This is a genomic window from Chryseobacterium wanjuense, assembly GCF_900111495.1.
Lineage (GTDB): Bacteria > Bacteroidota > Bacteroidia > Flavobacteriales > Weeksellaceae > Chryseobacterium > Chryseobacterium wanjuense.
Genome location: NZ_FOIU01000001.1, coordinates 2,379,890 through 2,403,713 on the forward strand (window position 1 = coordinate 2,379,890; position 23,824 = coordinate 2,403,713).

The following is a 23,824-nucleotide window of genomic DNA, read 5'->3' on the forward strand; positions in this document are numbered from 1 at the left end:
TTTAGGAAAATTAAGATTTTGCAAGCGAAAAAAATAACTTAAACTTTTAAAATACCTTCAATATTTATCTTAAATAAACTTAACTTATTACATCTTTTCTTAATGGTTCAAATTACATTTAATTCAAATTATAAAATCATCACAGCACCAACCGTCGAATTACTCGTCTCATCAATTAAAACAGCGTTTCCTGTTGCATTGCTCTCTTCAAAACTATCAAAAACCAATGGTGAAGCGGTTTTCAAACGGACTTTTACCACTTCGTTCAGTTTAATACTTTCGGAAGTCGGCATTTTTTCTAAGGTGTTGACATCAATTTTATATTCAATTTCTTTGACAATCGCTTTTAAAATCTTGCTTTTATGCTGGATAAAATATTTATTTCCTTCATTTAATTCTTTCTTATCAAGCCAGCAGACAACGGCTTCAATTTCATTTTCAACCTTCGGAAGGCTTTCATTTTTTACCAGAAAATCGCCGCGGCTGATGTCTATATCATCCTCAATATGCAGAACGGCAGGCTGATTGGTGAAAACAGAATCCACTTCTTTTCCGCCGGTTTCTATTTTTGAAATTTTCGTCTGAATATTCTGAGGAAGAACGGTAATTTCGTCACCTTTTGTGTAAATTCCAGAGATCACTTCTCCCGCGTATCCCCTATAATCATGGAGATCATCGGTTTGCGGACGAATGACATACTGCACCTGAAATCGAGGACTGTCAAAGTTTTTGGCTGAATTAATCTCAACATCTTCCAGAAAATCCAGAAGGGTCGAACCTTCATACCAAGCCATATTTTCGGATTTTGCAACAATATTGTCGCCATGAAATGCTGAAATCGGGAAATAATTGACATTTTCTAAACCTAATTTCTCCGCAACCAATTGATATTGAGCTTTAATATCATTAAAAATTTCTTCAGAATATTCCACCAAATCCATTTTATTAATGGCAACTACAACATTTTTCATCTTTAATAAAGACGTAATGATCGAATGTCTTCTCGTTTGTTCGATCACGCCTTGCCGCGCATCAATCAGAATGACAATCAGTTGTGAATTTGAAGCTCCCGTAATCATATTCCGGGTATACTGGATATGTCCCGGCGCATCTGCAATAATGAACTTCCTTTTCGGTGTTGAAAAATAGCGATACGCTACATCAATCGTAATTCCCTGCTCTCTTTCGGCTCTCAATCCGTCTGTTAAAATTGCCAGATCTACTCCGTTTTCGTTTTTGTTTTTCGATTGCTTTTCCAGTACTTCCAGCTGGTCGATCAATATGTTTTTGCTGTCGTAGAGAAGCCTTCCGATCAGGGTACTTTTCCCGTCGTCTACGCTTCCTGCAGTGATAAATCTTAATATGTCCACGTGTAATTTAGTTATAAGTTATGAGTGATAAATGAGTTTTTAAAAGCCTCCAGCTTCCATCTTCCAGCCTAAAAATATCCTCCTTTCTTTCTGTCTTCCATCGCCGCTTCCGTCACTTTATCATCGATTCTCGTTTCGCCACGCTCGGAAATTCTTGATGCTGTAATTTCGTTCACCACCTCATCCAAAGTTTCAGCAGAGCTTTCAACGGCTGCGGTACAAGTCATGTCCCCAACCGTTCTGTAACGGACTTTTTTATTCACAATCGTATCATTTTCATCAATTTGAATAAAATCTGAAACGGCGATTAATTGTCCGTCATATTCGATCACATCGCGGTTATGCGCAAAATAAATCGAGGGTAGCTGGATATTTTCTTTTTTAATATAATTCCAGACATCCAGTTCTGTCCAGTTGGAAATAGGGAAAACCCGTACATTTTCACCTTTGTTGATCCTTCCGTTGTAAATATTCCACAATTCCGGACGTTGTAACTTCGGATCCCATTGCCCGAACTCGTCACGAACAGAGAAAAAACGTTCTTTGGCTCTGGCTTTTTCCTCATCCCGTCTTGCTCCGCCGATACAGGCATCAAACTGAAATTCTTCAATCGTATCCAATAAAGTGTGCGTCTGCAACCAGTTTCTTGATGCAAATTTTCCTTTGGGTTCGGTTAAATTTTTAGCTTTAATGGTATCTTCCACCTTTCTTACAATCAGTTCGGCACCGATATTTTCCGCCAGATAATCTCTGAATTGCAAGGCTTCCGGGAAGTTGTGTCCCGTGTCAATATGAACCAACGGAAACGGAATTTTCATCGGAGTAAAAGCCTTTTTTGCCAGATGAACCAACGTGATGGAATCTTTTCCGCCACTGAAAAGCAAAGCGGGTTTTTCAAACTGAGCCGCAATTTCTCTCATAATATAGATACTTTCGGCCTCCAATTGTTCCAGATAGTCTAGTGTATAGGTACTCATTATTATTTGAAAAATTTTTGAATTAATGCGAATGCAGACCACACTCTTTGTGTGAATTTTCCCACCACCAACGGCCGGCACGGGGATTTTCTCCTTCCACGATCGCTCTTGTGCAGGGTTGACAACCGATACTGATGAAGCCTTTTTTGTGCAGAGACAATTCCTGAACTTTATTTTGATCTAAATAATCTAAAACATTTTGATAACTCCAGTGAATTAATGGATTGTATTTGAATAATTTGCGATCTTCATCCCATTCAATAACAGGCATATTTTCACGGTTTTCCGACTGCTCGGAACGCAAACCGGTGATCCATATTTTAGCACCATTCAAAGCGCGGTTTAAAGGCTTTACCTTGCGGATATAGCAACATTCTTTCCTGTTTTCAATGGAATGATAGAAAGCATTGATCCCTTTTTCATTCACATATTTTTCTACATCAGAAGCTTCCGGAAAATAGACTTCCGTTTGGATTTTGTACCTTGAATTGTTCTGTGAAAGCAGCTCGTAATGCTCATAAAAAAGTCTTCCCGTATCTAGCGTGAAAACCTTTATTGGTAAACCGTTTCTGAAGATTATATCCGTAATGACCTGATCTTCCTGACCAAGCGATGTTGAGAAAACAACTCCTTCCGGGAATTTTGATGAGATCAATTTCAATCCCTCCTCTGCTGAAAGCTGTTTCAGTGTATCTGCATCTTCTTTTGAAATCATAATTTATTCATTTGAAGTACTGCAAATATCTAATAAAATTATTATCCCACCAAATAAGTAGACTAATAATTCAAAAAAAAGGACTCGGTTAATCCACCAAATCCATTAAAGTTCTTTTTTCTAAAATATTCAATGAAGCGTCGCGAACCTCGATCAATACATCATGTAAGCCGCAATGATCTTCACTGCAGTCATCACATTTTTCGTAAAAATTTAAGCTTACGCAAGGAAGAAGTGCGATCGGCCCGTTTACAAGGCGGATGATTTTCGCCAATTTTACGTTTTCAGGATTTTCTTTAAAAAAATATCCCCCTCCTTTCCCCTTTTTACTATCGAGAATGTCCGCTTTTTTAAGTTCAAGCAAAATATTTTCTAAAAACTTTAAAGGAATTTTCTTGTGTTCCGCAATTTCGGAAATAAGAATCGGGCCGTCATTCCTCTTTTCTACAAGGTATGACAACGCCTTAAAAGCATATTGAGATTTTTTAGACAGCATTACAACAAAAATAAGAAAATAGTTTGAAATGCACATATTTTGGCTTGGAGGCTGGGAGATGGGTGCTAGAAGTGATTATAACGATGTTATTACTTCCCTCTTCCGGCTTCCGGCTTCCAAACAAAATACCTATTTTTGCTCTATGTTCAGTAAACAGGAAGCACAGCAATTAAAAAAAGAATTTTGGACGGCTTTTGGAAAGTCTTTTCCAAGAAAATGGATTTTGTATGACACAAAAGTGAAGGATTTGTCATTCAAGTTTTATGCAGACAATAAAAAAGTGGAAGTTTCTTTGGATATCGAAATGAAAGATGAAGTTTTCCGAAATGCATATTATGAAAAGATCTGGTCGCTGGAAGATATTCTGAAAGATTTTATCGGAGATTTTACAAAAGAAGAATATTTTACACTCGAAAACGGAAAAGTGATTGCAAAGATCTGGGTCGAAAAACACGGAGTTTCTATCTTTAATAAAAATACATGGCAGGAAATTTTTGAATTTTTTGTCGAAAAAATGGATGGATTTGAGAGGTTTTATTATGAGTATGAGGATTTTATAAAGGATGTTTGATACTTATAATAATTAAAATTCTAACTGTTTTTTAACGCAGAGCAAACAAAGTTTTTTTTTAAAATTAATAACCGTTTTTAAGTTTATAAGAGAGACTTTCGGGTTTCTCTTTTTCGTTTCAATTTTATATATTTGAAAAAAGACTTTTTAACCAAAATGCAGACTGTCATATTAAGCACTTTCTTTTCTGAAAAGATTAAGGGTAAATATACTCCGGAATTTATTGATACCATTATTGAAAAAATTTCGCTAAATCCAAAAGCCTCAAAGAATATCGGAACTACAAAAAATCTTTATCTTTATAAACTGGGAATTTGTGACCTAAAAAAACACGAATACAATCTTATTTATTTTTTCGAAAATAAAAATTCCCCCATTTATTTTATTACTATTTTTAAAGACAAAGAAAGCGACATCATCAATAAAGCCATTTTTTATCTGGCTTCTGACGCTATGAAATAAACTTTTTATCCAAATTCACGATTCGATTACATCATTCGTTGATTGGGCTACTTTTAAAACCTCTCATCTTGCCAACTTTGTACCATCATTTAACAACAATAAAATATTTAAAAAATGGAAACAACAAAAGTATGGTTCGTGACAGGAGCTTCAAAAGGTTTAGGATTAGCTTTAATCAAAAAATTATTAGAACAGAATTATCGCGTAGCGGCTACCACAAGAAATGTGCAGACCTTGATCGATGAAATCGGAAATGCATCTGAAACATTTTTACCGCTTGAAGTAAGTTTAACTGATGATGAAAATGTAAAATCTGCCATCGAAAAAACAGTTGAACATTTCGGACAATTGGATGTTGTGGTGAACAATGCAGGCTACGGACAATTGGGAACACTGGAAGAACTTTCCGATAAGGAAGCAAGAGCCAATTTTGACGTAAACGTTTTCGGAACACTGAACGTCATCAGAAATGCAATGCCTCATCTTCGCAATCAAGGATCCGGACATATTTTCAATATTTCTTCGATCGGAGGATATTCGGGGAATTTTCCGGGATGGGGAATTTACTGTTCGACAAAATTTGCTGTGGCAGGCTTAACAGAAGCTTTGGCAGAGGAAATTAAAGATTTCGGAGTAAAAGCAACCGTGGTTTATCCAGGATATTTCAGAACCGATTTCTTATCAAAAGAATCTGTGAGAACTCCCGAAAATTCAATTCCGGAGTATGAAGCAGCGAGAAATTCTGAACAGGCTCACCTTGATGAAATTAATGGAAACCAGCCTAATGATCCCGATAAAGGCGCAGAAGCCATCATCGCAATCAGTGAAGTGGAAAATCCACCGGTGCATTTCTTATTGGGAAGCGGAACGGATGAATATCTGAATAATAAAATTCAGATTATTACGGGGGATGCCGAGAAATGGAGTGATTTGACGTTTTCTACTGTGATCTAATTTTTTTTAAATCTAAATCTTTATTGAGATCCTTCGACTGCTTCGCGCTCAGGATGACACCGGCAAGTTACGCTGTATATTTTGACGGCTAGTATTAGCGCTGTCATCCTGAGCCTGTCGAAGGATCTCAACTATAAATCAAATTCAGTTTTCAAAATAATGAAGAATGAAACTTTACAGATTCTTCGACTGCTTCGCGCTCAGGATGACACTGGCAAGTTATGCTGTATATTTTGACGGCTAGTATTAGCGCTGTCATCCTGAGCCTGTCGAAGGATCTTATAATAATTTTTTTAATCATTAAGAATTTATTTAAGGAGTTTAGAATATTAAGATAAGCTTCACCTTAAAATAAATTTTAAAATCAAACTGATTTTTCTTCATTAAACTTAACTTCTTAAATAAACTCTTACTGGTTTAAATTCAATCCAACATTCAAAATAATTAAATAACTTAGTCATTATGAAAAATACATTTCGTTTTAATTCGCTTTCTGATTTTCATGCTTTCTGCAATCTTCCGAATCCTGAGCATCCGCTGATCAGTTTGATCGATTACAGCAAAGTACGCTATCCTGTGGATGATACGGAACTGAAATGGATACAGAATTTCTACTCGATCGGCCTGAAACGGAATGTGAATGCTAAGTTCAATTACGGACAGCAGGAATATGATTTTGATTCCGGGGTGTTATGCTTTGTTTCGCCGCTTCAGTTTCTAAGCCTTGAAATGAAACCCGGTATTGAAGTGGAACCGACAGGATATTTACTGCTGATTCATCCTGATTTTCTTTGGGGAACTTCTCTCGCGAAGAAAATTAAGTCGTATGAATTTTTCAGCTATCAGATCAATGAAGCGCTTTTTCTTTCGGATAAGGAAGAGAAAATTATTGTTGATTTATTTAAAAATATCGAAAAAGAATATCAGACGAATATCGATAAATTCACACAGGAACTGATTGTTGCCCAACTGGAACTGTTCATGATTTATGCCGAGCGTTTTTATGAGCGTCAGTTTTTTACGCGGAAAAAATCCAGTCACGAATTGCTGGAAAGGTTTGAGGAAGTGCTTTCCCAGTATTTTGAAAACGGAAACCTCATCGAAAACGGTATTCCTTCCGTAAAAACCATTGCCGAACAGATGAATATTTCACCCAATTATTTGGGAACTTTACTCCGCATTCACACTCAACAAAATACGCAGCAGCATATTCAAAATAAGATCATCGACACCGCAAAAGAACGTTTGAGTACAACGAATCTTTCTGTCAGCGAGATTGCTTATGAACTGGGATTTGAGCATCCGCAGTCTTTTAGTAAGTTGTTTAAGCAGAAGGTGCAGCAGTCGCCGGGGGAGTTTAGGAGGTTGTTTAATTGAGTTAATATTATAAAAAAATTATATATTTATCAAAACTTCTAATAACCTTAAAAACTTATTTATGAAACAAGTAAAAGGACTGGAATTTTCAGATGAAAATATCCAACGATTGTTTGGATATGAAGATGCTGAAAGTGAACCAATCGACAGACTACGTGAATATTATTTTAAAAATGAAACATTCGCAAGAGTGTCAGCTGATTTACCAATTAGACTTTTGGTCGGCCACAAAGGAATAGGAAAATCCGCTTTATTTAAAGTTTCAATATCAGAAGATATTGATAAAGGGAATTTACCTATTTTAATAAAACCGGATGATATAGCCGAACTTGGGAATGATGAAGATAATTTTCTATTATCAATACGAAAGTGGAAAAGTGGTCTTAATCAAATTATTGGATCTAAAGTTTTCAATGAATTTGGAATAACTGATAAATCTACACTTAATAAATTATCAAACTATAGCTTAAAACTAATAAACTTTATTGTCGAATCTATTACAATTGCTACAGAAAATGTTGATCTATCTACTTCAAAAAAATTGATTGTAGATAATTTTTTAAAAACTAAAAAAATTATAGTTTATATTGATGACTTAGATCGTGGTTGGGAAGGTAAAAAAAAAGATATTAATCGTCTTTCTGCACTTTTGAACTCAATTAGAGATTTAGCGAGCGAGAATCCCGGATTATGTTTTAAAGTTTCATTAAGGTCTGACGTATATTTCTTGGTTAGAACATCAGATGAGTCAACAGATAAAATTGAGGGATCAGTAGTATGGTATAGTTGGTCAAATCATGAAATTCTCATAATGCTCATAAAAAGAATTCTTACATATTTTGAGAAAGATTTTGATGAAAATATCTTATTAAATACTCAACAATATCATCTGGCTTTTTATCTAGATAATGTTATGGAAAGTAAATTTCAAGGGCATGGGAAATGGGAAAATAAAGCTATGTATAAAATTCTTATGTCATTAATAAGAAAAAGGCCAAGAGATTTGGTGAAACTCTGTACTCTTGCAGGACGTGAAGCACATAAAGCAAAATCTAATTTAATTAAAACTGAACATTTTCAAAATATATTTGAGGAATATTCACAAGGTAGAATTCAGGATACAATTAACGAATATAGAACAGAACTTCCTTTAATTGAAAAATTAATATTTGGAATGAAGCCATCAAAAAAATCAAAAATCGCTTATGTTGACAGTTTTGTATTTACTACTCCAGAATTACATTTAAAATTAAATAATCTTCTCCAACAAAATCGTTTTACTTTTGCGAATTCAAAGATTGCAACTGCACAAGATTTAGCACATTTTCTATATAAAATAAATTTTCTAACAGCAAGAAAAATTTTAGCAGACGGTGAAATTGATCGCAAATATTTCGAAGAAAATAGATATCTTTCGAATTCCACTGTTAACTTTGGATATGACTGGGAAATACATCCTGCATACAGATGGGCACTACAACCAGATACCATAGATGATATATTCAATAAACTGTCACCTAGTGCAGATTAATTACAAAAAAGAGAAGCTTTTGGCCTCTCTTTTTCTATATCCTATCCAAACTTCCTCTTCCTCAACCAGAAGAATAACCCTCCCAAAATACCTATAATCATCAATAGAAATAAAAAATGATAAATTCTCCTTTAAAAATTAATTTGTAATTTTGATTCAAATATATCAGTCGTGGACATTCAAACCAGAAAATTAAATTTAATCACATATCTTGCCCAACTGCAGGATGAAAGTTTTTTTGATAAAATCGAAGAATATATTTTATCAAAATTAGAAAAAGAAGATCACACGAAACCATTTTCAGTTGAAGAGTTAAATAAACGAATTGATCAATCATTAGACGATTCAAAAAATGATAGAATTATAGATTCTAATGATTTACTTTCTGAAATCGAACAATGGTAGTAAAAATATTCTGGACAGATTTTGCAAAAGAACAATTAAGGAATATTTTTGATTATTATAAATTAAAAGCCAGTCCCCGAGTTGCAAAAAATTTAGTAACTGGAATTGTTGAAAAAGCAAACACACTTGATTTCCAAAAAGAAATCGGACAAAAAGAAGAACTGCTTTTATCAAGAAAAGAAAACTTCAGATACTTGATTTATAAAAATTACAAAATCATTTATTGGTTTAATGAGACAAAGAACCGAATCGAAATAAGTGATGTTTTTGATGTAAGACAAAATCCTACTAAAATTCAAGAAAGACAATAATTGTATACAAAAAAGAGAAGCCAAAAGCCTCTCTTTTTCTATATCCTATCCAAACTTCCTCTTCCTCAACCAGAAGAACAACCCTCCCAAAATACCGATAATTGCTAAAGGAAGCAGCAAATTAAACCATTGCCAGTTGTTTTTTTCTTCTGTGATTCTTTGTCGGTCGAGAAGACGTTCTTCGATGTTTCTGTTTCGCAGTTCCATCAGATTGCTGTCGTCCAGAAGATAGTCTAGAGCATTTCTTAAAAACTGTTCGTTTCCGAATTGTTCGTTGGTCAAAAGATCGACGCCTAAAGGAAGCGGCTCCCCTTTGATCACTTTATTTCTTCCCACATCTCCGTCTGCAATCACGATCATTTTATTTTCAGGGCTTGTGCTTTTGAAATTCGGGTACGATTTTCTTTCGATTCTTGAAGCATAGGCAGAATTAAACTTCCCTTCCAAAGCTACAGCGTAGATTTTCGGAGTGCTTGGTTTTTCCATTTGTCCGAGGCTGTCGACGCTGGCCACTTCTTTTAATTCAACATAATTCGGAACCTGCTTCAATAAGGTTCTTTCACTCGATTCGAAAAGAACTTTTGTCTTAATATTTTTTCTTCCTCCCAATGTATCGATGGAAGTCGGGAATTCAAATTTTACCGGATTGATATTTTTCGTGATCGGATCGTTTTTCTCAGCAATTCCCAACGGGAAATACGGCCACGGAAGGCTTGTGTACTGCGGGTTTCCGCCCACTTCTCCCGTTACCAGCCTCAACAATGCAAATTTCTTCACGTCTTTCACCAATGCAGGGTTGATTCTGATTCCGTAGTTGAAGAAAAAGTCTGTCATATTGATGTCTACAGGGAAAGGCATTACTTTTTTAGACCTTGTCAGTGTATCCATTTCGGCATTTACGGCATCGATCATCCAAAGGGTTTTTCCGCCGTTCATGATGTATTGGTCCAGAATCACTTTTTCTCCGTCTGTAAAGGCTTTTCTTGGTTTTGCAATGACCAGAGCATTCATTTGTTTTAATAAAGGAACATCCGCCAAAGACAGTTCTGTCTGATTTTTAGGAATAATCGGTCCTGCATCATAATTTTCCAACGCAAGATGCATGAATCCCTGAAATTCATCCGGACTCAACTCATCCTGATTTACCAAAACCCCAATTTTCTTTCTTTTATCAACCGCAATATTTTTGATATTTGAAACCAGATTATATTCTAAATTTTCAATAGATTTTGTCAGCTGCTGATCTGCATCTATTCCCGTCTGCTGAACCACCAACGGAATAGAAACCCCTCTGTCACCATATTTTACGACCGCATAAGGAAACAGATAAATCTGAGAAACCTTCCCGTCTTTCACATCAGGAAGCACAGAAGGCTGCATTCCCATGGCCATCAATGTATCCTGAGAAATCTTACTCTTAATCGGATCGATGAATTTAAAATCAATTTTTGGATTAATTTTTCTGAATTCCTCCAGCATGAATTTTGTTTCACTCTGCAATTGTTTAAAGCTTGCAGGGAAATCTCCTTCCAGGTAAACATCCACTGTCACAGGTTTTTTGACCGATTCTAAAACCTTAATCGTGTTATCGGAAAGCGTATATCTTTTTTCTTTTGTTAAATCTAATCTGATTCCTGAAAAGGCAAGAATAACGACCAACGGCAAAATAACAAACAGTAAAATTCCGAATGGCGATTTGAATGGTATCTTCTTCATAATTCTACTTCTTTTTATTGATAAAATGGTTGGACAAAACTAGCGTAACACCAATGATTAAAACAAAATAAGCAACATCCTTAAAATCAATAAGACCTCTCGTAAAGCCTAAGAAATGCTGATAAAAACCAATATTCTGCAAAATAAAATCTGCTCCTCCCAATAGCTTATAGCTAGCCAATTGTTCGATCCCGAAATACATGATGAAACACATGAAAACGCCCAGCAGATAAGCCATGATCTGGTTTTGAGAAAGCGAAGAAGCCAGAATTCCGACTCCTGAAAATGCTGCAATTAAAATGATTAATCCGAAATAACTTCCAAAGGTCATTCCAAGGTCAATATTTCCTTCCGGAACACCTAAAACATACACGGTGTAAAGATAAATAAGTGAAGGAATCAGGCATAAAATACCAACCACCCAAACTGATAAGAATTTACCTAGAACCAAATCCGAGACTTTCAACGGTTGAGAAAACAGCCAGTTTAAGGTTCCCGTTTGTTGTTCTTCCGCAAAAGTTTTCATAGAAAGGGCAGGAATGATGAACATTAATAACCAAGGCACCAAAACGAAATAGCTCTGTAGAGAAGCCATCCCGATGTCAAAAATATTGGAATCGTTCTCGAAAAAAAACAGAAACAATGTCGCTATCAAACTGAAAGCCGCGATAATAATCCACGCACTCCAGTTCCCAAAATAGCTCCAAAGTTCTTTTTTAAAAATTGCAAACATGTTTTTTAGTTATGAGTTATAAGTTTTTAGTTATGAGTTCCCAGTTACTTGTTGAGTGTAATTTAATCAACTCATAACTCATCATTCATAACTAATAACTTTATTATTTTCTTTTTTTATTAACCAATTTCACCGTCATCATAATCAAAAATACCAAAACGAGAAATCCTGTAATTAATTGCCACCAATATTCAATCACCATTGATTTTAAAATTACTGTGAAAACGACCAGAAATAAAATAAAGGTTGCGATTTCGTTGGCTTGTCTTAATTTGATATTGGCAGTTTCCAGGGTATTTCCGTTAAGTTCTTTGAGTTTTAAAACTTTTTTCCAGCACCAGTAATGATAAATTGCCAGTCCGATAAGGAAAGTTAATTTTAAATGAAACCAAGGTGTTTTCATTAATCCCAAATTCAGGAAAATCATGACCAATCCACAAACCGTCATGATAACTCCGGCCGGAACGGTAATGATGTTCCAAAGCCTTCGCGCCATGAACGTATACTGTTCCCTTAAAATCTTCTTTTTATCCTCGGCAAATTCATCGGTATCTTTATAGTAAACGAAAATTCTCACGAGATAAAAAATTCCCGCAAAATAACTTACCATGAAGATAATGTGTAGTGCTTTTATTATGGTGTAAAGCATTTAGAAAAAATTATGTGCAAAGATAAGTTTTTATATATTCTTTAAAAATAAAAATGATTTAATAAAGAAAATATAGATTTATTGGAAAGATGCTTCGACAGGCTCAGCATGACACTGTTAACTGATATTGTTCTAAACTTAAAATAAATAATTTTAGTCATTATTAAAACAGCTAGTATTAGCGATGTCATGTTGAGCCCGTCGAAGCATCTATATTTTTTTTTAAAATTTCAAATTAAGAAATAACTCCCAATTCCTTCCCTACTTTTTCAAAAGCAGCAATCGCCTTATCCAAATGCTCTCTCGTATGAGCTGCAGAAAGCTGTACCCTGATTCTCGCTTTTCCTTTCGGTACTACAGGATAGAAGAATCCGATCACGTAAATTCCTTCATCCATCAACTTTTCAGCCATTTTTTGTGAAAGAGGCGCGTCATAAAGCATTACCGGAACGATCGCAGCATCACCATCTGGAATATCAAAACCTCTGGCTTTCATTTCCGTTCTAAAATATTCTGCGTTTTCCATCACTTTATCACGAAGAGAAGTGTCATCAGAAATCATCTCCAATACTTTCAAAGCTGCCCCCACGATTCCCGGAGCCAATGAGTTCGAAAATAAATACGGACGAGAACGCTGTCTCAGCATATCGATAATTTCTTTTTTACCTGAAGTAAATCCTCCCAAAGCACCTCCAAGAGCCTTTCCTAGCGTAGAAGTAATGATGTCTACTCTACCCATCACTTCATTGGCTTCGTGAGTTCCACGGCCTGTTTTTCCGATGAAACCTGTTGCGTGAGAGTCGTCAACCATCACCAAAGCATCGTATTTATCGGCCAGATCACAAACTCCTTTCAAGTCTGCAACAATTCCGTCCATTGAGAAAACTCCGTCTGTTACAATAATTTTGAAACGGTGATTTTTTTCAGAAGCCGCGATCAGCTGAGCTTCCAAATCTGCCATATTATTGTTTTTGTAACGGTATCTTGCCGCTTTACAAAGACGAACTCCGTCGATGATCGAAGCGTGGTTCAGTTCATCTGAAATAATTGCATCTTCTTCTGTAAACAAGGGTTCAAAAACCCCTCCGTTGGCGTCGAAACAAGCTGCGTAAAGAATGGTATCTTCAAGACCTAAAAATTCGGCAATTTTTTGTTCCAATTGCTTGTGAATATCCTGAGTTCCGCAGATAAAACGTACAGAAGACATCCCGTAACCATGAGACTCAATCATATCCTGAGAAGCTTTCATCACTTCCGGATTGTTGGATAATCCCAGATAATTGTTGGCACAGAAGTTCAACAGCTTTTTCCCGTTGGCTTCTATTTCCGCACTTTGCTGAGAAGTAATGATTCTTTCTCTTTTGTAAAGTCCGTCATTCTCAATATTTTGTAGTTCGTTCTGTAAATTTTCAAGATACTTTTTAGAGATCATTTCTAGTAATTTTTAAGATGCGCTAATTTAATAAAAAAAGCCGTTTCAATCTTATGAAACAGCTTTCTTATTTTGTATAAGGTAAAGTTTATTACTTTTTAATGAATTTCACATTTTTGTCTTTCATCTTAAACAGGTAAGTTCCGGGAACCAGTTCTGAAATATTGATTGGTTTTGCAGACTGATACGTTGCTTTTCTCACCAGTTTTCCATCAGTAAAATAAATCGTAAAATCGGTAGGCTTATCAATTCCTTTCACGTAAAGTTCGTTCTTCGCTGGATTTGGATACAGTGCAAATTCCTCTTTATTAACATCAGAAGTACTTAAAGTATTATCCTGAGTTACTGTTGAATTTTTTTCCAAGATCTGATATTCATAATTAAATTCCACACTTGCTACAGGGAAGGCAACCGACTGTACAAAATACTGATTGTTCGTCGTATTATTTAAGGCAAAATAAGCAACCTGACCACCTGTTCCGTTTACTTTTATAGGCAAAGGCATTTCGTAAAAGCTTACTGTCGGACTGCTTTGTGTCTGAGCAGCTTTAATGATGATCTGACCTCCGGATTGTCTCCATCGGATGTCATAGATCGGATATCCTTCGCCGTAGATCCAGTCATTGAAAAATTCTGTAAAATTAATTCCTGTTGACTGCAGCAAAGAAGCATTTAAATCCTGAGTTTTAACATAATTATAAGCTAAACTCGGTCTTGAATGATAATCCTGAATTGCCTGATAAAAAGCTGTATCACCCAAAATCCATTTCAGCATTCTCAGAACATATCCACCTTTTGAGTACGATAATCTTCCACTGAAAATACTTCCGATATTTCCCAAATTCGAATCTGCTACGTACACACTTCCTCCCGGTGAGCTTGTGATATAGTTTTTCTGATCCAATAAATAACTCATAAACTGAGGGTTCGTCATCAATAATTTTTCATTGGCCAGATGTTCCCCGAATGTCGCAAAACCTTCGTTCAGCCAGATATCATTCCAGACTCCGCAGGTTACCTTGTCGCCAAACCATTGATGAGCCAGCTCATGCGCAATTACACTTCTTCCCCAAGAACTCATGGAAGACATTGTCTGATGCTCCATACAAGTGCCGTTGTACTGGAATTCCATATGTCCGTATTTTTCATTTCTGAAAGGATAAAGTCCGAAATAGGTTTCAAAAGTGTTCATCACCTGTTTTGTCCAGTCGATATTGGACATAATAGTCGAATTTCCCTGACTTGCCGGATAAATATAATTCACAAAAGGAAAAGGCGGGTTTCCTATGGTGTCATTAAGCTTAACAAAATTGGTAATAGAAAGTGCCACCAGATAAGAAGCCATCGGATACATCGTTCTCCAGAATGTTAATTTCTGGCTTCCCGGAAGTGCCGTTTCAGACATCAGTTTTCCATTGGCGGCAACGCTGTATTGGGAAGGTGTTGTTATTTTAAAATCAAACCTGTCGATCTTGTCGTTCATGCTTTGTTTCGTGGGAAACCAGTCCTGTGCTCCGTAAGGTTCGCTTAAAGTCGATAAAATCGGTATTGTATTTTGTGATCCTGTAGAAAAAGCATTGTACGTTGTAGCCGGAGCTCCGGAATATGTTATCGTCAAAGAATCCAGCACATTAGCCGGGAGTGCTGACTGAAAATCGATCTTAAGCTCTTTAGTAGGAAGCTGCTGAAAAGCAAGTGTATTTCCGTGATACTGAACCTGAGAAACCGTCAAAGTATTCGTAAGATCAAAATAAATGCTGCTCATACTCTGGTTGGGCTTAAAATGAGAAGTCACCGAACCCGAAATATTATACACAGAAGGATCTAAGCTTACATCCATTCTCTGATACTGAAGGTCATAGTTTAATGTATTCGGATTGACATTTCCAACCGCCATTTTATGGGTGAAAGACTTCATTTCCTTGTCAATCAGGCCTTTTTTATCAATATTATCATTCTGAGCAAACATTTGCTGGAAAACAAAAACACTCAAAACTAAAAAGTAAAATTTTCTCATACTCAAGTTATTATAACATCAAAGATAAAAAAAACCTTCTAATCATTGATTAAAAGGTTTTTACAATATTCAAATAAAAAATATTTTTAAAGATCTAAGGCTGGTTCTAGAATTTTTTCCATTCTTTTCTTTACCATATCTACAGATCCTGCATAATTGTTAACCATTAACGAAAAAACTAAAGTCTTTCCTGAGTTCGTTTTCATGTATCCTGCTAATGTTTTTACTTTGTTTAAAGTACCTGTCTTAGCAAAAACCTGTCCGTTTCCTGTTCCAATAAACATTCTTTTCAATGTTCCCGACTGTCCTCCCACCGGCAATGAATTAAAATAGGTTTTATAATATTTTTCATCCATTAATGATGTTAAAAACTTAGCCTGAGCAATCGGAGTTACGTTATTGCTTCTTGAAAGTCCGCTTCCGTCCATATAATTTAAGCCCATCATATCGAAACCTTCACTTTTCAAGTGTTCTGTAACCACTCTTCTGCCCGATTCAGCAGTCTGATCCCCTAAATTCTGGAAACCAACCGTTTTCAGCAATGCTTCTGCCAAACCATTATCACTGTGCTGATTGGTATAATAAATAATATCGCTCAACGTAGGAGATTTGTAAGCTGAAACCAACTTTCTGTTTTCAGGATTTGCATCCGTCATTTTAGGCGTTACTTTTCCTGTTACGGCGATTCCGCTTTTTACAAGAGTCGTTCTGAATGTATTGGCGAGATAAGCCGGCGCATCAGGTAATTTTGTTGTTAAAATACCGTCTCCATCATATTTATCTGCATATACCATCTGTTGATTGTAAGGAGAAATATAGAAGAATTTTTTATCTCCTGAGAAATTATTTCCTTTCTTTACAATTAATTTTTCATTGGCAGGATTGATTTCTCTTGTAGAACCCACCGGCAAATAATAATTATTGTTCTCTAGCCAAACAACATTTTCCGGAAGCTTCGAAATGTTACCTTTGAAAAGCGCTGTCTGAATAATAATATCACCATTTACCTTTTTGATTCCTTCACGAGAGAGTCCACCTACGAAATCTGAAACGATATCTCTGTACGACCAGGCTCCGGCTTTATTGGTACCCAAAGATGGGTCGCCGCTTCCTACGATATAAAGATTTCCGTTCAGAACTCCATTTTCATCGATACTTCCTGAATATTCCAGCTGAGTCATCCAACGATAATTTTCTCCCAACAGGCTCATTGCCGTTTCCGTTGTTAATAATTTCGTTGTAGAAGCAGGAACCAGAGGAGTATTTTCGTTGTACGAAGAGATTACTTTCTTCGTTTTAGGGTCATACACTACGAATCCCCAGTTTGCGTTTTTCAAAACGGGGTCGGTCATCATTGTGTTTACATTGATATCTACAAGCTCTTTAGGCGACAAAATAGCTTTCTCCACTACTGAAGTAATGGGGGAAGGTAAGTTTAAACTTTTCTGATTGTCGTAAGTCTGAGAATATAGAACTGTAGAAACGGTAGACTGAGCAAGGAAAAATCCTGAAGCCAGCACCGCAACACTTGAAATATACTTTCTGAAATTTACCATCTATTTTTTCATTTTGCTATAGTTTGGATAGACTAAAAATCAATTGGTTAAATTGAAAATCAAAATACCAAACATATAATCAACGGTCAAATGTATAGAATATTGCTATAAGTAGCTTCAAAGAACCCTTATAAAACCTTTTAAAGTTTGTTAAAAATTGTTAAAAATCAACAAAAACGTCCTTTTTAATGCTATGATAAGCAGTAATTTCGTCAAATTCTTTTAGACTTATCAAAACCAGCTTCTTGTATTCCTCATACTTTTTACCACGCGGAAGTTTAAGCATAATTTGAAATTGATATAGATTATTAAGTCTCGCAATTTGAGCCTTTTCCGGACCCAAAACGCAATCTTCAGGAAGATATTTTCTTAAAATCGAACCTAAGAATTGAGAAGCGCGGTTTGCCTTGTCTTCCCTTCTGTGTTTAAGCTCAATCATGATTAATTTTGTGAAAGGCGGATAATGAAATTTTTGACGCTCCGTTAAAATATATTTGTAAACTTTCGCCGGGTTATTCATTTTAATCAATTGGAAAACAGAATGATCCGGATTAAAAGTCTGAATTAAAATTTTCCCTTTTCCGGAAACTCTTCCGGCGCGGCCGGAAACCTGTGTGATCAGCTGATAAGCCCTTTCTTCGGCTCGGAAATCCTGAACATACAATAAAGAATCCGCTTTGGGAATTGCCACCAACTCAATATGATTAAAGTCTAATCCTTTAGAAATCATTTGCGTTCCGACCACAATATCCGTTTCCCGATCTTCAATTTTTTCGTATAATTTTTCGTAGGCAAATTTCTTCCGCATAGAATCAACATCCATTCTATCTACCTCATTTTCAGGAAATAATTTTGAAACTTCTTCGTGAATTTGCTCAACGCCCACTCCTCTTTCATTCAGATTTTCAGAATGACATTTCGGGCATGCTTTCGGTTTTGAAGCCCTTTGACCGCAATAATGGCATTTCATTTCATTGGCAGCCTTATGATAAGTCATGACAACGTCACAATTCGAGCAATAATTCACATATCCGCAGGTTTCACACTCCACTACATTCGCATAACCACGGCGGTTGTGAAGCACAATAGCCTGATTTTTCTCTTCTAAGGTTTTCTTGATCTCATCAATTAATCTCAAAGAAAAATTCCCGGAAACTTTTTTGGAATCCTGAGCTTCTTTAAAGTTAATTAATTCATATTCAGGTAATTTTACATTTCCGAAGCGCTCTTCAAGAAAAACATAAGCCATTTTATCTTTTCTGGCATTGTAATAGCTTTCAACAGAAGGGGTTGCAGATCCCAAAATCACTTTTGCACCATAAAAATTTCCGAACACCAATGCCGCATCTTTAGCATTAAAATAAGGAGAAACCTCTCTCGGTTTGTAAGCGGAATCGTGCTCTTCATCCACAACAACCAGCCCTAAATTCTGGAAAGGTAAAAACAGTGCATTTCGCGTTCCGATAAGGATTTTAATATCATTCTGCCGGATTCTTCTCCAGACTTCCACCCTTTCAAAATCGGTGAGTTTTTGGTGATAAAATCCCAACTGACGACCGTATTTTTTTTCTAATCGTTGAGTAATTTGTTTGGTCAAAGAAATTTCTGGAAGCAAAAACAAAACATTTTTTCCCTCATTGATGCATTCTTCAATTTTCTCTAAATAAATATGTGTTTTCCCTGATGAAGTCACCCCATGAAGCAGAACATTTTTCCCTTCCTCAAAGGCTTCGTCAACTTCCGTTTTTGCTATTTTCTGAGTTTCGGAAAGTTCTTCGATCTCTTCAATTTCGCCTTCATAGCTTTCAATCCTGTCTTTTTGCATATAATATTCTTCAACAAGATTTTTATCTGCCAACGCTTTAAAATGCGAACCGGCAAAATATCCGTCTTCAAAAAGTTCGGATTTTTTGATATGTAAATCAGGATTTTCCGTCTGTTTTTCAAGAATATTCAGGAAAAGTTCTTTCTGTTTCTGAGCTCTTTTTAATGTTAAAAGAATTTCCGTAAGATTTTGAGTTTTTAAAACTTCATCATTAATTTTAACGTAAGCAACCTCTTTTGCTTTATATTTTTCAGCAATTTTTTCGTCGATTTCAATATATTGAAGATCAATAAGTGAATTGACGGTTTTAATAATATCTTTTTTCGGAATAAACGCTTCGATATCCGTAAGATTAATCAGCTGTCGAACTTCCAAGGCCTGAACGAGATACATTTCATTCACATCAAGATTTTCAAAATCGACTGTGATATTGGGTTTTAATTTTAAATATGTTTCACTTTCAAGCTTTAAAGAAGAAGGAAATGCAAAACGGTAAATCTCGCCCAGCCCGCACAAATAGTAATCTGAAAGCCAGTTCCAGAAGTTAATTTGCTCCTGCGGAACGATCGCCTGATCATCCAAAATGCTGATAACTTCTTTTACCACAAAATTTTCCGGCGCCTGGTCATGAAGCTCAAACACAATTCCGGTATAAATTTTCTTCCCACCAAACGGAACCAAAACCCGCATTCCTATCTGAATTTCAGGTTGTAATTCTTCAGGAACTTTGTAAGTGAAAGATCCTTTTAAGTTTAATGGTAAAACTATCTGAGCGTACTGCAAGGGAAATATTTAAAATGTAAAATTAGATTTTTCTTCAGAGAACTGCAATATTTTGTTTTGGTCATTGTGAAGACTAAGATTTTTTTTGAATAGTAATGATGATATTCTTTCCGTTAATCATTATCCAGGCAACATTTAACTATATAATTTAGATGCTTATAACACAACAAACTTTCTGTCATCGTGATTGTTACCTATATCGGCTGAAATTTCTTTGGTGGCTGAGGCTCTCGAAGCCACCTATCCTACGATACTAGCCCAGATTGCAACGGCATCCTTTTTTGTTGCGGCCGGCGCGAAGCGTCGGCCGCAACAAAAAAGATATAGTGGAAAGCTGGAAAAAGCTCCTAATGAGATTCGGTTTCGAGTTTAATGTTTTGTGTGAATGTCTAAGAGAGTTTCAATTTTTATATGATTCCAGGGATTGTACTAGAAAAAATATTCTATAATTTCATACCAAATTGCGGAAGTAAAAAATCCTACGATGATACTGAATCCTATAATTAAATTCGTTAATTTGGTATTTAACCTGAATTGTTCTGCAATGATACTTGAAGTGACAACCGTAGGCATTGCAGTTTCGAAAACCGTTATTTTAGCGACATTTCCCTTTACTCCTAATAATAAAGTAAGCCCTAAAATCATAGCCGGTGCTATAATTAATTTATACAGTAATGAAACCGACATTTGAGGGATTAATTTTTTCCATCCGTTGAATTTCAACTGTAACCCAACTGAAAATAAAGCGAGCGGACTTAATGTTGCCGCCAGTTTGTCGAAAAGCGGCTCCGCAAAAGTGAAATCTATAAACCGAGATAAGACTAAAGCTGAAATACATCCTATCAAAGGAGGAAAAGTGATTAATCTTTTTACTATAAATGCCGCACTTACTTTTCCGGATCTGCTTCCTCCTCTTACCGCAGCAATAATTCCCAATGTAGAAAGGGAAAAAAACATGGTCTGATCACAGATAATGGCGATGCTGAGGAGACTTTCGCCGTAAAAAGCCGAAATCAGCGGGAACCCGATGAATGAAGTATTGCTGTAACCGCTTACCAGTTCTAATGTGCTTCTCGATCTCCCCGAATATCCTTTGATTTTACTATAAATCGCCATGAAAACGAAGCAGACAACAGCAATTAAAAACGTTGCAGCAACGGGAAAAAGCATTTCCATCGTCCAATGAACTTTAGGCAGATATTTGAATGAAACTGCCGGAAGCGCTAGGTAAAGAATCCAGGTGTTGATGCCTTTGTGCGCGTCAGGATGGATAGATTTTGTTGCCTTGAGAGCCATTCCTGCGATAATGCATATTGCGATCAGAACAAAATTTACCATAATTGAAAAATATGAAACAAATTTACGGTTGATTTTTTATTTGATGGTTGAAAATTTTATTATTAATGTGGATCGAATAAAGTTTTTTCAATGTTTGTTTTTTATAACTTTATATATTAATTCATCGCATCCCAAAGACTCATCACCTCCATCTTCTCCAAAGACTTTGAAAGCTTGATTTTCTTTGACGTTTTCGGTAATAAATCAAAAAAATTATCACTAAAGTGAGTGTCTCCGATTAAATATACATCTTTCGCTAAAACATCAGTGGAAATTTCGATTTCTGTTGGAGAAATTTTCTTGATTTTGATGGTTGGCTTTGATAGTTTTAACTCTTTTGGTTTTACGAAGAAATGAGTATTTTCAACAATTATTTTTTCGTTTTTATCTTTTAAAATGAGTCGTAAAAAAACTTCGCTTTTATTGTTATTTCCTATTAAATTTTTAATTTTAACAGGGTCTAATATTGTTATTTCAATCAAATTTTTTCCATTCGGAGTTGAAGATATTTTCTTTAAAATCTGACCTTTGAAATTAATTACCTGAATTTCCAAATTTACATCTTCAAACTTTTTCAGTTCATCATTTATGGCAAAAAAATTCAAGACTCCATCTTTTTCCTCTGTCAAAATCACCTGATTTTCAAAGCTTCTTTTGATCTGGTAATGCAGCGCCTTCCAGTTTCCCAAATAATCAATCGAAGACCACGAAACAACAGGCCAACAGTCGTTCAGCTGCCAATATAAACTTCCCATATTATAAGGTTTTGCACGACGATGGGCTTCGATGGCAATCTGCATTCCACGAGCCTGAAGCAGCTGGGAAATATAATTATATTTCACAAAATCTGTTGGGCTTTTATAATCGCGCTTCATGTAATTATCAATGATTTCCCAACCTCTGGAATGTTTTTCGTGAGCTTTAATGGTTCCGTTTTGCAGGCTTAAATCAGGTTTTCCGGAGAACATAGATTTTGTGGTTTCCAGTGTTGGCATTGCCTGAAAGCCATATTCTGATGCAAACCTTGGAACTTTTTCATTATAAATCTCAAACGGCTGCTCTCCCCACCAAACACCCCAATAATGAGAATCACCTTCAGTCAAGCTCTCTTTATGCCCCCACCCGATAGAAGGTGAACTTGGCCAATAAATCGTTTTGTCTCTTGTTGCGTATTTTTTTATGGCATTTGGAATAATTTCATGAAAAATTTTATTGTAATCTTTCCAAACCTGTAAAGAATCTTCATTAGAATATTTGAATTGATTTTGAAATTTCCAATTGACAATTGCTTCATCAATTTCATTATTTCCGCACCATAAAGCTAGGGATGGATGGTTCTGAAGTCGATTGATTTGATCTTTTACTTCTAATTCTACATTTTGTTGAAAATTTTCATCTCCCGGATAAAAACTTCCCGCAAACATAAAATCCTGCCAAACCAAAATTCCGTTTTCGTCGCAAGCTTTGTAAAATTCATCATCTTCATAAATTCCGCCGCCCCAGACACGAATCATATTCATGTGCGCTTCTTTGGAATCTTTGATGAGTTTTTGATATTTTTCTTTGCTGATTCTCGGTGAAAAACTGTCGGCCGGAATCCAGTTGGTGCCTTTTGCATACATCGGATTTCCATTGACTTTAAAATAAAAAGATTTTCCTTTTGCATCTTTTTCCTGAATTAATTCAACCGTTCTTAAACCAATTCGTTCAGATTTTTCAGCAATACGTTTTGAATCTTTTTGAAGAGAGATTTTTAATTCATATACATTCGGATCGCCCCAACCATTCGGCTGCCAAAGTTTCGGATTTTTAATTTGATAAGGTACAGAAATAGTATTTAAACCAGGTTTTAACGAAATATTTTGAGATTGACCGTTTATTAAAATCCTATAGTTTCCGTTATTATTTGCTATAATTTCAGCATGAATATTTAAATCAGCTTTTTGTTTTGTTAAAACTTTTTGTTCGATTTTTACATTTTCAAGTTTGGCCTGATTCCAGAAATTGAGTTTTACATCTTTCCATATCCCAGCCGTCACCAATCTTGGTCCCCAATCCCAGCCGAACTGGTATTGCGCTTTTCTTACATAACTTCTCGGCGATTCCGGCACGGTGAACGGAACTTTTTTCGCCAATTCTTTTCCTACATTTACAGCCGATTTAAACTTAATTTGTAAAATATTTTCGCCATTTTTCACATTTTGCTTAACGGGAATTGTCCATTTCCTGAACATATTATCCGTAGTCTGAATTAATTTTCCATTTAAATAAATTTTTGAAAAAGTATCCAACCCATTAAAAACCAATTCAATATTTTGATTTTCTAATTCTTTTGATGACATTTTAAATGAAGTCTGATAATCCCAATCTTCATTTTCTATCCACTGAACTTTTTTCTCATTTTCATCTTTAAAAGGATCCGGAATAATATTATTCTTCATCAAATCCAAATGAACTGTCCCCGGTACCGTGGCGATCAGCCAATTTTTATCTTTTGAATTTTTAAATTGCCATTTTTCAGAGGATAAATTTCGCTCTGAATATTGTCCAAAAAAGATATTTTGAATGAAAAAGAAAGCAAAAAGGATAGTTTTATTCATCAATTA

General features: G+C 35.6%; 20 protein-coding genes. 7 read left to right on the top strand and 13 right to left on the bottom strand.

Going from position 1 to position 23,824, the window contains the following annotated elements; translation table 11 throughout:
- Positions 1 to 128: 128 nt before the first annotated feature.
- The 4 genes from BMX24_RS10625 to BMX24_RS10640 all read right to left on the bottom strand — a co-directional run bounded on the left by BMX24_RS10625 (position 129) and on the right by BMX24_RS10640 (position 3,558).
- On the bottom strand, positions 129 to 1,370 hold the full coding sequence (locus BMX24_RS10625; protein ID WP_089792336.1) for a sulfate adenylyltransferase subunit 1: 1,242 nt from the start codon (positions 1,368 to 1,370) through the stop codon (positions 129 to 131).
- 68 nt (positions 1,371 to 1,438) lie between these two features.
- Complete coding sequence (cysD, locus tag BMX24_RS10630) at positions 1,439 to 2,347, bottom strand: sulfate adenylyltransferase subunit CysD (RefSeq protein ID WP_089792338.1); 909 nt, start codon at positions 2,345 to 2,347, stop codon at positions 1,439 to 1,441.
- A gap of 22 nt (positions 2,348 to 2,369) precedes the next feature.
- Positions 2,370 to 3,062, bottom strand: a complete 693-nt coding sequence (locus tag BMX24_RS10635) for a phosphoadenylyl-sulfate reductase (RefSeq protein ID WP_089792340.1) — start codon at positions 3,060 to 3,062, stop codon at positions 2,370 to 2,372.
- Between the two features lie 88 nt (positions 3,063 to 3,150).
- Complete coding sequence (locus tag BMX24_RS10640) at positions 3,151 to 3,558, bottom strand: RrF2 family transcriptional regulator (RefSeq protein ID WP_076393217.1); 408 nt, start codon at positions 3,556 to 3,558, stop codon at positions 3,151 to 3,153.
- Between the two features lie 142 nt (positions 3,559 to 3,700).
- Between BMX24_RS10640 and BMX24_RS10645 the strand changes: the two genes are divergently transcribed.
- From BMX24_RS10645 to BMX24_RS10675, 7 genes are all read left to right on the top strand, one after another.
- Complete coding sequence (locus BMX24_RS10645; protein ID WP_089792883.1) at positions 3,701 to 4,129, top strand: DUF4268 domain-containing protein; 429 nt, start codon at positions 3,701 to 3,703, stop codon at positions 4,127 to 4,129.
- A 132-nt stretch (positions 4,130 to 4,261) separates the two neighbouring features.
- Complete coding sequence (locus BMX24_RS10650; RefSeq protein ID WP_139176823.1) at positions 4,262 to 4,591, top strand: hypothetical protein; 330 nt, start codon at positions 4,262 to 4,264, stop codon at positions 4,589 to 4,591.
- Positions 4,592 to 4,705: 114 nt separating this feature from the next.
- Positions 4,706 to 5,545 carry an SDR family oxidoreductase gene (locus BMX24_RS10655; protein WP_089792344.1) on the top strand — a complete coding sequence of 280 codons (840 nt, stop codon included), beginning with the start codon at positions 4,706 to 4,708 and terminating at the stop codon, positions 5,543 to 5,545.
- Positions 5,546 to 6,007: 462 nt separating this feature from the next.
- Positions 6,008 to 6,922: a helix-turn-helix domain-containing protein gene (locus tag BMX24_RS10660; protein WP_089792346.1), complete on the top strand. Its 915-nt coding sequence runs from the start codon at positions 6,008 to 6,010 to the stop codon at positions 6,920 to 6,922.
- A gap of 61 nt (positions 6,923 to 6,983) precedes the next feature.
- Positions 6,984 to 8,453 (top strand): P-loop ATPase, Sll1717 family, encoded by a 1,470-nt coding sequence (locus BMX24_RS10665; protein WP_228404781.1) that lies wholly within the window; start codon positions 6,984 to 6,986, stop codon positions 8,451 to 8,453.
- 171 nt (positions 8,454 to 8,624) lie between these two features.
- Entirely contained in the window at positions 8,625 to 8,858 is a 234-nt protein-coding gene (locus tag BMX24_RS10670) for a hypothetical protein (protein ID WP_089792348.1), read from the top strand.
- Complete coding sequence (locus BMX24_RS10675) at positions 8,852 to 9,169, top strand: type II toxin-antitoxin system RelE/ParE family toxin (protein ID WP_089792350.1); 318 nt, start codon at positions 8,852 to 8,854, stop codon at positions 9,167 to 9,169. The genes BMX24_RS10670 and BMX24_RS10675 overlap by 7 nt, the downstream gene beginning before the upstream one ends.
- Positions 9,170 to 9,214: 45 nt before the next feature.
- Here the strand turns inward: BMX24_RS10675 and gldG are convergent, their stop codons facing one another.
- The 9 genes from gldG to BMX24_RS10725 all read right to left on the bottom strand — a co-directional run bounded on the left by gldG (position 9,215) and on the right by BMX24_RS10725 (position 23,818).
- Positions 9,215 to 10,885 carry a gliding motility-associated ABC transporter substrate-binding protein GldG gene (gene gldG, locus BMX24_RS10680; RefSeq protein WP_089792352.1) on the bottom strand — a complete coding sequence of 557 codons (1,671 nt, stop codon included), beginning with the start codon at positions 10,883 to 10,885 and terminating at the stop codon, positions 9,215 to 9,217.
- 4 nt (positions 10,886 to 10,889) lie between these two features.
- Positions 10,890 to 11,618: an ABC transporter permease gene (locus BMX24_RS10685; RefSeq protein ID WP_089792354.1), complete on the bottom strand. Its 729-nt coding sequence runs from the start codon at positions 11,616 to 11,618 to the stop codon at positions 10,890 to 10,892.
- Positions 11,619 to 11,721: 103 nt separating this feature from the next.
- Entirely contained in the window at positions 11,722 to 12,267 is a 546-nt protein-coding gene (locus BMX24_RS10690; RefSeq protein ID WP_089792356.1) for a CopD family protein, read from the bottom strand.
- Positions 12,268 to 12,502: 235 nt separating this feature from the next.
- Positions 12,503 to 13,699, bottom strand: a complete 1,197-nt coding sequence (gene kbl / locus BMX24_RS10695) for a glycine C-acetyltransferase (RefSeq protein WP_089792358.1) — start codon at positions 13,697 to 13,699, stop codon at positions 12,503 to 12,505.
- A gap of 91 nt (positions 13,700 to 13,790) precedes the next feature.
- Complete coding sequence (locus BMX24_RS10700; RefSeq protein WP_089792360.1) at positions 13,791 to 15,716, bottom strand: M1 family metallopeptidase; 1,926 nt, start codon at positions 15,714 to 15,716, stop codon at positions 13,791 to 13,793.
- 86 nt (positions 15,717 to 15,802) lie between these two features.
- The gene (gene dacB, locus BMX24_RS10705; protein WP_089792362.1) at positions 15,803 to 17,272 is read right to left on the bottom strand and encodes a D-alanyl-D-alanine carboxypeptidase/D-alanyl-D-alanine endopeptidase; all 1,470 of its coding nucleotides are present in this window, start codon (positions 17,270 to 17,272) and stop codon (positions 15,803 to 15,805) included.
- A 160-nt stretch (positions 17,273 to 17,432) separates the two neighbouring features.
- On the bottom strand, positions 17,433 to 19,880 hold the full coding sequence (gene priA / locus BMX24_RS10710) for a replication restart helicase PriA (RefSeq protein ID WP_089792364.1): 2,448 nt from the start codon (positions 19,878 to 19,880) through the stop codon (positions 17,433 to 17,435).
- A gap of 429 nt (positions 19,881 to 20,309) precedes the next feature.
- Positions 20,310 to 21,218, bottom strand: a complete 909-nt coding sequence (locus tag BMX24_RS10720) for an AEC family transporter (protein WP_089792369.1) — start codon at positions 21,216 to 21,218, stop codon at positions 20,310 to 20,312.
- Positions 21,219 to 21,334: 116 nt separating this feature from the next.
- Positions 21,335 to 23,818, bottom strand: a complete 2,484-nt coding sequence (locus tag BMX24_RS10725; RefSeq protein ID WP_089792371.1) for a beta-mannosidase — start codon at positions 23,816 to 23,818, stop codon at positions 21,335 to 21,337.
- Positions 23,819 to 23,824: the final 6 nt, after the last annotated feature.